This window comes from Streptomyces sp. PA03-6a, assembly GCF_033792765.1.
In the GTDB taxonomy this organism is placed as follows: domain Bacteria; phylum Actinomycetota; class Actinomycetes; order Streptomycetales; family Streptomycetaceae; genus Actinacidiphila.
In genome coordinates, this window is record NZ_JARAVK010000320.1 from 1 (window position 1) to 8,684 (window position 8,684).

Below are 8,684 nucleotides of genomic sequence, written 5' to 3' on the forward strand. Positions count from 1 at the left end.
ACACCCCAATGATCACGAAGCCCGTGCCTGCGCTGCTATGCACCCCAACCGGTCACGGCCCGGCCAACCACCCGACCCCGGAACTCGCCCAAGCCCTGCTCATTGCCGCCCCTGTGCAGCAGTTCACCTCCGGCTGGGAGTGCACGTTCGAAAACGAGCGATGCATGGAATCCGTCATGTACGGGATCGCAGGCACTCCGGCTGGCCAGGCCGGGGGTGTGGCCCAAGAGGGTTTCGGAATATACGACGACTACTCGAACGGGCGTAGTGCACAAGGAACCGGAAAGGTGGTCTTCAATCTCCTACTCCTCGCGGGTACGAGAGGCGAGGGAGCTGGCGTTGCCGCCGCAGGTAAGGAGGCTGGACTGGGCGCTCGACTGTCTGCGACTGCGAGCAGGGCCGCGGAAGCGTGCAGTTTCTCCCCGGAGACGCCAGTTCTCATGGACGGCGGCAAGACCAAGCCGATCGGGAAGATCGAGATAGGCGACAAAGTTCAGGCGGCCGAACAGGAAACGGGCAAGCACGTAGGCGCCCGAACAGTGACGGCCACCATGGTCAATCACGACAACGACCTAACCGACCTCGCGGTGCGTACTGCTGATGGGCGCACCGAAGTGGTTCACACCACGTCAAAGCATCCCTTCTGGGACGATACCCTCCACACTTGGGTGCCGGCTGCCAAGCTCACCCCGGGCCACGCCCTCAACACTGCTGAAAACCGGAACGTTCATATCGTCGACGTCCATGTCGTCTCTGGCGCGGCTGACATGTACAACCTCACCGTTGCCGAACTTCACACCTACTACGTGCTCGTAGGTGTGACGCCGATTCTGGTTCACAACGCTTGTCCAACTCCTCGTGCTACGTTCGTTGCGAGCAAGGACGGAATTATCGTGCCAACGAGTGCAGCGCGATTGCAAGCGGGTCTGCAAGCTGCAGTGGACGCTGGCGTGAAAGGCTTCAGCACTTATCCCACAAAATCGGCGGGTGTGGGATACCAACTTCCCAACGGTAGTAGAATTCGCATCATGCAGCCTTCGGCCAATGGGAACGCCGGCCTACGGGCCTCATTCACCAACGGTTCCGACGCGCCGATAAGTCCGTTCACGGGCAAGCCGGTGCAGCCGCCGAAGGGTGTAGACCTTGGGATGACCCCCAAGGAATATTTCCGACGCCGAACCCACGTCGATCTGGGGCCCTGATGTCGCTAATCGTGGATGAGATCCAAGCATTTCTCCCACTCGAGATCATTTCTGTTGAGGCAGATTTGGATGGTGTATCTCTCAGTGGGGATCGGTGGCGCCTGCGCGTCAATACGAATTGGCAAGTCTCCGTGGATGGTGTCGTAATCATGTCGGCGCCGTCGCTTTCTGGAGGAGACGGGAATGCCTGTGACCTCGAAGGATTGGTGGGTGATGAGCTGCTTAGCGTGGCAGTTCATTCTCGCCAAGTCGGAGAAGATCTGAGCTTTCAAACCCGGGCTGGACGTGCCTTCGAGATCTTCAGTGACTTTGCCTACGGTGAATGGATATTCTCCGTGTGGGCTGTCGAGGACGAGAGTAGGACGCCAATCTTCGATCTCGAGGGTCCTATCGTGCCTAGTGCGCAGTGATGACGCTGCCGCACTGAAATTTGTGGCCCCGCTGACGTGTTTCAACTTCGGCGGGGCCACGGTGACGGGAGGCGGTAGCCCTGCCCGGACGGTCCCACGACTTGATCGCGGCCTGCCTCCTGTCGCATCGTCGCTACCTTGCATCCGCCTCGGCATGTGCATCCTGGCCTACCTTGGTCCCACCTGAAGTCTTCGTCGTTCTGGCTGGTCACCACCGAGTGACGGGATCCCGTCACTCGGCTCCGCCCTCCAACGGCCGACCCGTCCCCTCCTTGATCACCCGGCGACTGCGCCGTGGCGCTGCGAGGGTCGAGCCACACTGGCTCCACCCGCACCGCCCGCGCATCCGGCACTTCGGCGAGCAGCCCATCGACGTCATCGCGGGTGAAGGGCAGATCAGCCACGGAGAACTCGGTGCGCTACGTTCCGCTGGGCGCCTGGATTTTCAGCTTCACGATGTAGCCGCACGCCACTAGGTTCCGCGTCGCCTTCGTCAACGCCTCACGGCCAGGTCGGCGCTTACCTGCCAGCGAGGCGACGGTGAAGTCCGCGCCGTCCGGGCAGCGCAGCGCCACGGCGAGCAGCCCGACGTCCAAGACGCTCAGCCGCACATCGTCGACGGCCCTGTTGTCCAGCGCCACGAACCGCGGCGGCCGGCTCCGCAGCTTCTTCATCAGCGCCTACAACTCCATCCAGGAACGCCGCGCACGGTCGCCCGCGAGCGGCGTCCAGACCGGGCCGGACGCCCCGAACTGTTCGAGGTCCTCCAGCACCGCCGCACCCAATGGGACGTGCCCGGCGAGCTGGGTCACCAGCGGGTGCCCCGCGACCATGGCCCGCAGGTCACCGATGCGCCGTTGCAGCGCATCCGGCCCGGCACCGGTGAGGACGAACAGCACCCGGGGAAACCTCGGGTAGAAGCGCTGCCAGGCCAGCATCGCGTCCTGGTCGGCGACGGTGCCCCGCCGACCGGGCGGCTGCGGCACGTACTCGTGGAACCGCGCGTACGAAATCAGCTTCCGCGCCAGGCGCTCGCTGCTCATGGTGGCGCGGTCGACCTCGACGAAGGCCCGGTACTGCAGGCGCTGCGGTCTGGTGGCGGTGTAGTGCAGGACCGCGTCGGCGATCAGCCGGTCCTCACCGCCGGTGTCCGGCAGCCGGTGAGCGACCTCGGGCACCCAGTCCAGCGGCCCGTACTCATCGCCGCGTGCCCGGGCGTCGTGTAGGAACCCCAGGTGTGCGCGTAGGACGGTGAGGGTGTGGGCGGCTCGTAGGTTTGCGTCGGTGCCGCCGGAGGGCGGCTGGATGGGGCGGCTGCGCAGTTCGGGCCAGCTGGCGACGATGCGGGCTCCTCGAGGGGTGAGGTACCAGGCCCGGGTGCGGTTGCTGGCTGGCAGGACGGTGTAGGAGAGCAGTTTGTCCTCGCGCAGTGTGTTGAGTACGGCGGAGATGGTCTGGCGGCGTCCTTGGGGGGAGATGAGCTGGTGCAGCTGTGGGCTGGTGGCGAGTCGGTGCTGGGCGATGAGTGCGAGGACCTTGTGGGCGTGTGTGTCGTCGGTGCTGGGCTGGGTTTGTGGCTTGGTGTTGGTGGCCGGCGAGTTGGGGAGGGCATCGCGGTTGGTGTCGGTGCTCATGCGAACAGCCCCTGTTGGGTGTTGGTGCCGGGTGGCTGGGTGGGTGTCGGGTTGGGCTCGTCGGGGCCCTGACCGCTGGCATCTGGGCCGGTGTCGGGCTCTCGGCCGGTGAGGAAGTCCAGGACGGATTTTTCGTGGGTGGAGGCGGCGGCGGTGAGTTCGGCGAGTGGCCGGGCGCCGGTGTTCTTGTGGGTGGCGCGGTGTAAGGCGCCTCTGGCGTTGGGGCGGGCGAGGCCACGGAAGACGTGGTCGAGTTCGGGGCCGCGCAGGCGTAGGGGACCGATGCGCTTGCCGTTCACGGTGAAGGAGGCGAAGTGTTGGTAGCGGCCGAGTTCGGCGGCGTCGGCGGGGCTGACCTGGTTGCCCCACTCGTCGGTGATGTGACGGACGGCTTCGATGGAGCCTGCGGTCGTCGACAGCGACGACGCGTTTTGCAGGAGCGCGGTGCGCACGTCTGGGCTGATGCGGTGCAGGAGCTGGGTCATGCCGTGCATCCGGATCCCGAATTTGCGGAGCTGCTCGGTGATTTCGGCGAGGGAGCTGGAGGCGGCGCCGTCGAGGGAGATTAGCTCGTCCAGATACAGCCGGAAGGGGGTGCGGTCGCGCTCGGGGAGGTCGCGGCGGGACAGCCCGGCGCGGAGCATGTCGCGCACGATCATTGAGGTCAGGAGCCGGTCGGTGGGTCCGGTGCCGGCCGGGCAGATCCATACGACTTTGGAGTGGTCCATGGCGTGGCGCATGTCGTAGCTGCCTGTCGGGGAGCCGAGGAAGGCTTTGATGACCGGTGAGGCGGCGAGGCGGTCGATGGGGTTGAGGACGGTGGGCAGGGCGTCGGCGGGGATCGCGGGGACGGAGGTGGCCCACCACCGCTTGGCGTCGTCGTCGAGGCGATGCACCACTAGGGCGCGGAAGAGCGGGTCGGTCAGCAGTGAGCGGATCTGGAAGACGGTGGCCTGGCAGTCGGCTTTGCGGGCCGCTACCGCCTGGGTGTTTACCGTGACCAGTGCTTCGACGGCTTTGGTCAGGATGGTGATGGCGCGGGGTGCGTTGGCGTCTCCCCACCCGAGTGAGGTGGCGAAGGCGTCGACGACCGCGGCGGTGACTTCGTGGCTGGCCGTAGCCGAGGTCATGCTGAGCGGGTTCCAGCAGGCGAGTCGGTTGGTGGGCTTGCGGATGGTGAGGTCGAACAGCCATGCCCGGTTCATGATTGTGTCGTGGGCGAGGTAGGGGGCGGCAGTGGTCCAGGAGTCGCGGTGTGGGTCGATGAACGCCAGCCCGCCCTGGTCGTGCGCGATGGCGACGGCCTGGACCAGTGCGCGGGTGGTCTTGCCCCAGCCGGCCTTGCCGACCTGGATCTCGAATAGGGTGTCCGCCTCGCGGGTGGCCAGCAGCCGCTCGGTGCCGTCCGCGCTGCGGTACCAGCCCTGCGGCAGCAGGTTCTTGCTTGGCCGATAGGTGGGGGATGTCGCTGGCCAGCAGGGGCAGCCGCGTATGCGTCGTCGGGGGCTTGAGCAGCCCGGCGAGTTCGTCGATCCGCGCCCAGGAGTCCCGGCGTGGGCGGATGCGGCCGCTGGCCCACCGCTCGTCGAACCGGGTCCGCCATGGCCATCGGTCCGGTCCGAACCGCAGTGGGCCCCAGGACCAGCCCACCGACGACAATCGGGTGCGGGCCGCGTAGACGTCCAGCGCGGCTTCGATGTGCCGCAGGCGCCGCTCCGCCCGCCCTACCTGGTCGGAGGTGCATCGCACGAGCAGCTGCACCCTGATTAGGCCGGTGTCCTCCATCAGCTTGCCCAGGGCCTTCTCGCGGTCGATGCGCGGCGGCCGCGGCGACATCATCATTCGGCGTCGGCTGGTGCGCTGATCCGGGGGCGTCAGCAGCTGGGTGAGCTGCCAGCCCCAGGAGTCCTCCAGCGACGCGGCGTCCTGCGCCATCCACTGTGCCTCGCGGCGTGCTTCCTGCCGGGCTCGCTGCCGGGAGGCGTGGACGACCTGCTGCCGACGGCTCTTGAGGTGCCACTTGGAGGCGGGGGAGATGTCCAGGCAGACCTCGGCGAGGTCGCCGAGGTCTGTGCGCAGGTCGGCGACGGCGTCGATCAGCGGTTGCAGCGGGTCCGGCTCGAGCGGAACCTCGCGCAGCCGGGACGCGGCCGTGCCGTGCAGGGCGAACACGGCACGGACCGTGTGCTCGCGCTTCTTGTAAGCGATCGGCCGGGCGGGCTCGCTGCGGACCCGGGCGTAGGGGGTCTGCTGCAGCAGATGCGCGGCCGACGCCGGCGCCTCCACCCGATACGTCAGGGGTCGGGTGCCGTCGGCGCGCAGCCGGATCCGCACCGTGCGGGCGTCGCGCGGCACCCATCACTTGCCCGCGGAAGCGGCCCGGATCAGCTGGGCACCGAACCGCAGGATCTCTTCCTCGGACGTCTCGAACTGCCCACCAGGCACCAGCTCGACGTAGGCGCGCTCCTTGAGAGCGCGCGTGGCCAAGTAGCGCCGCAGGACATCCCATGCGACCCAGCAGGATGCGGCGGCCAGGCTGAGCCACACCGCGTTGGCCAGCATCCACAGCAGGACGCGCCAAGCCCAGAGCATGAGACTGGTGGTGCCACTCCACAGCGGGCTGTCGGCGAGGATTACCGTACGGGGGTCCATGTCTGTCCCTCCTTGATCAGTCGGATGGTGGCCGTGCGGCCGTCCAGGAAGGTGCCGGCCGGGTCGGCGCCCGCCCACACCAGCCGCACCATCACGGCCTTGGAGTGCTCGGGGTCGCGACCAGCGGCGGCGGCCTGAATCCGGAACCGGGTGTAGGCAGCTGACGGCGCGGGATCGGTGAAGTAGCCCGGCCAGCGGTCACGGCCCGTGCCGGTGACGTCCGCGATCCAGATCGCCTTGGCCAGTTCGACCAGGTGGCTGGCCGTTGCCGGGGCCAAGTCCCCGGTCGCCGCCCGGTCCATGGCCCTTTGTACGAGCGGGTCGGCCTCCGGTCCGGCGCCGGGTGGCGGAAGCCCGCCGCCGGTGGCGGGCGCCCGCGTCCTGGCGACTGGCGGTCTGGTCGCCGTGGCGTGTCCAGAACGAGGCGACCTCGAAGGGCGCGCGGCGGGTGGTGCCGGCGTCGACACCGCGGGGCTGTGGGATATGGCCGAGGCTCCGAAGCCGCGGTCCGGGAAGCTGCCGCGTGGTGGCCCGGGCCCGCTGATGCGGAGACGCCCAGCAGCCCGGCACCGGTGATGGCCAGCACGGCGGCGATGGCGGTCAGCGCGGGTCCCGACAGCCGAGGCGACTGGCGGGTGTTCATAGAATTCGTGCTCCTCCGGCGTAGTCGGGCAGGGCAGTCAGCGGGTCGATGCGCACGCGGGTGCCAGGCTTGGGGGCGTTGATCATCTGGCCGTTGCCGAGGTAGATCCCGACGTGGTGGATCCCGGCGTTGCTGTCCGGGTTGGGGCCGTAGAAGACCAGGTCACCCGGCCGTAGCGCGCCGTAGCCGGCGGAGGCGGGGATACGGCGGCCGACCGCGGCCTGGTCCTCCGCGAGGCGCGGCAGGCTCACCCCAACCTGCGCATACGCGTACAGGGTCAGCCCCGAGCAGTCGAAGCCCACGACCTGCCGGCCGTCCTGGTGCTGCCCCGGGGAGCCAGATCCCCGGAGCGGGCCCGGTCGCGTTGCCACCGCCCCACGAATACCGCACGCCCTGCTGTGACAATGCGGCCGCGATGACGGTCCGGGCGTCACCGGTGGCCACGCCACCGCCGCCGGTGGTGGATCCGGTGGTGTCGTAGCGGTGGATCGCGTTGAGGACGTCGGTGACGTAGGCGGTGGAGTGGTTGTACGAGTACACCGCGGCGCGCAGCTGGTCCTCGTCGGTGAGGTCGCGGCCGTCCCCGCACAGGTACGTCGCGGCGGCGAGGGCGGCGTCGTCGGCGTTGTGCGGGTCGACGCGGCCGTCTCCGTTGCCGTCCCGGCCGATCGCGGCGAAGGTGGCGGGCAGGAACTGGAACGGCCCGACGGCCCGGTCGAACTGCCGGTCGCCGTCCCAGCGGCCGTCGTCGGTGTCCGGGATCGCCGTGGTGTTGCCTCCCGCCCCGGAGTCGTCCAGGCGCGGCCCGAGGATGTGCGGGGTGATGTCCCCTCCCGGGCCGATCGTGTGCCCGGCGGCGTTGTCCGATTCGATCGTGGCGATGCCGGCCAGGACCTGCCACCGTATCCCCCGGCACCCGGGCGACACCTCCTTCACCGACTGGGCGCCGTGGGCGATGGCGGTCAGCATCCGGGCCGGGATCCCCGTCACGGCCGCCAAGCCGCTGCTCACCGCGGTCTGGCTGATCCCCGCGGCCAGGATCGCGCCGAGCGGACCCGCGCAGCACACCGCGGCCGCCACCATCAGCACGACCAGCCAGACCCCTCGGCGTATCGCCTTCACGCCTCACCGCCGTGGTCGCGGTCCCACTGCCAGTCGGTGCGCTGAGCCTCCAGCAGGGCGTCGAATACCCGCCGCCGGTCGGCGGTCGGACCGGTCTCCGGCAGAGAGGCACCAGCTGCCGGGTCCGCGCTGCGGCCGTCGCTGCTGGCGCCGAACAGCCAGCCGCCCACGGTGGTGTCGCGGACGAACACGCGGGTGCGCATTGCCGGGTCGTGGACGTCGATCGCGGTGGCCAGGCGCTGTCCGACGTGGGCGGCACCGCGCTGGACGCCGCGACCGGCCGCCTGCCAGTCCTGGATCCCTTCGCCGATCCGTCCTCTGGTCACCTGCAGTTGGTGCCAGGCGTCCTGGGTGAACTCGGTGGCGTGCCGACGGCCCTTCGTGAGGTTGCGCGGCAGGCCGAGCGTGGACCCGTACGCGAACCGGCCTGCGTGGCGTGCGATGCGGTACCCACGGAAGCGGACAGCACGGTTGTGGATTCGGGTGCTCAGCAGCGTCCGGTCCTTGTCAGGGTCGTGGAACAGCTCAGCGGTGCGGCGATTGATCACGGGGGCTTCGCCCGGCTGGATCGTTCTCCCTTGGTCGTCCTGCACGTCCGGCCCGACGGGACGCCGCATCCGCTCCAGAGCTTCGTCGTCCGGGCGGCGGCCGATCAGTGTGGCGTAGGCGCCGCGAAGCGCCCCGCGCATCCCGCGCACTCCGAGGGTGGCGGAGGTGATGGCCATTCCCAGCGGGGCAAGCCCCCGGCGGGCTTCTGCAAGCGCATCGGTCGCCAGCCGGCCGGTGTCAGCCGGCATCCCGGTCCCATCGGTCATCGCCAGCGCGTTGGACAGGAAACGCTGCCGTAGCAGCAGCGCGCCGTGTGCGGCGGAGAACCCGCCCAGCCCCAAACCGAGCCCGCCACCGCCGGAGCCGGACAGATGAGCGCCGATCGCAGCGCCGAGCTCGCTGTTGTCGCCGGGCAGGTGGGTGCCACCGACCTTGGCGTACCGCATGCGGAGCGCCAGGCGCTGCCCGAACT

At 69.0% G+C, this 8,684-nt stretch carries 10 protein-coding genes; 2 read left to right on the plus strand and 8 right to left on the minus strand.

The genetic code is table 11. The annotated features are described in order from the left end of the window. Positions 1-1,202 (plus strand): polymorphic toxin-type HINT domain-containing protein (locus PV350_RS41280; RefSeq protein WP_500338540.1); only part of this gene is annotated, 1,202 nt, incomplete at its 5' end. Positions 1,203-1,213: 11 nt separating this feature from the next. Further along, positions 1,214-1,612, plus strand: a complete 399-nt coding sequence (locus tag PV350_RS41285) for an early set domain-containing protein (RefSeq protein WP_500338542.1) — start codon at positions 1,214-1,216, stop codon at positions 1,610-1,612. 419 nt (positions 1,613-2,031) lie between these two features. Here the strand turns inward: PV350_RS41285 and PV350_RS41290 are convergent, their stop codons facing one another. From PV350_RS41290 to PV350_RS41325, 8 genes are all read right to left on the minus strand, one after another. Next, positions 2,032-2,286, minus strand: a complete 255-nt coding sequence (locus PV350_RS41290; protein ID WP_500338544.1) for a hypothetical protein — start codon at positions 2,284-2,286, stop codon at positions 2,032-2,034. Positions 2,287-2,292: 6 nt separating this feature from the next. After that, positions 2,293-3,246, minus strand: coding sequence for a replication-relaxation family protein (locus PV350_RS41295; protein WP_500338545.1), 954 nt, complete (start codon positions 3,244-3,246; stop codon positions 2,293-2,295). Next, positions 3,243-4,451 carry a type IV secretory system conjugative DNA transfer family protein gene (locus tag PV350_RS41300; protein ID WP_500338547.1) on the minus strand — a complete coding sequence of 403 codons (1,209 nt, stop codon included), beginning with the start codon at positions 4,449-4,451 and terminating at the stop codon, positions 3,243-3,245. The genes PV350_RS41295 and PV350_RS41300 overlap by 4 nt, the downstream gene beginning before the upstream one ends. 1,153 nt (positions 4,452-5,604) lie before the next feature. Then, positions 5,605-5,898, minus strand: coding sequence for a hypothetical protein (locus PV350_RS41305; protein ID WP_500338548.1), 294 nt, complete (start codon positions 5,896-5,898; stop codon positions 5,605-5,607). Further along, positions 5,880-6,200 carry a hypothetical protein gene (locus PV350_RS41310; protein WP_500338549.1) on the minus strand — a complete coding sequence of 107 codons (321 nt, stop codon included), beginning with the start codon at positions 6,198-6,200 and terminating at the stop codon, positions 5,880-5,882. The genes PV350_RS41305 and PV350_RS41310 overlap by 19 nt, the downstream gene beginning before the upstream one ends. Before the next feature lie 337 nt (positions 6,201-6,537). Then, on the minus strand, positions 6,538-6,822 hold the full coding sequence (locus PV350_RS41315; protein WP_500338553.1) for a C40 family peptidase: 285 nt from the start codon (positions 6,820-6,822) through the stop codon (positions 6,538-6,540). After that, positions 6,704-7,663: a lytic murein transglycosylase gene (locus tag PV350_RS41320; RefSeq protein WP_500338551.1), complete on the minus strand. Its 960-nt coding sequence runs from the start codon at positions 7,661-7,663 to the stop codon at positions 6,704-6,706. Before PV350_RS41320 ends, PV350_RS41315 begins: the two co-directional genes overlap by 119 nt. Beyond that, complete coding sequence (locus PV350_RS41325) at positions 7,660-8,658, minus strand: hypothetical protein (RefSeq protein ID WP_500338552.1); 999 nt, start codon at positions 8,656-8,658, stop codon at positions 7,660-7,662. Before PV350_RS41325 ends, PV350_RS41320 begins: the two co-directional genes overlap by 4 nt. Positions 8,659-8,684: the final 26 nt, after the last annotated feature.

Coding starts and splice junctions, on each gene's coding strand:
- PV350_RS41290 (WP_500338544.1), bottom strand. CDS start 2,286: ATGAAGAAGCTGCGGAGCCGGCCGCCGCGGTTCGTGGCGCTGGACAAC.
- PV350_RS41295 (WP_500338545.1), bottom strand. CDS start 3,246: ATGAGCACCGACACCAACCGCGATGCCCTCCCCAACTCGCCGGCCACC.
- PV350_RS41300 (WP_500338547.1), bottom strand. CDS start 4,451: ATGAACCGGGCATGGCTGTTCGACCTCACCATCCGCAAGCCCACCAAC.
- PV350_RS41305 (WP_500338548.1), bottom strand. CDS start 5,898: ATGGACCCCCGTACGGTAATCCTCGCCGACAGCCCGCTGTGGAGTGGC.
- PV350_RS41310 (WP_500338549.1), bottom strand. CDS start 6,200: ATGGACCGGGCGGCGACCGGGGACTTGGCCCCGGCAACGGCCAGCCAC.
- PV350_RS41325 (WP_500338552.1), bottom strand. CDS start 8,658: ATGCGGTACGCCAAGGTCGGTGGCACCCACCTGCCCGGCGACAACAGC.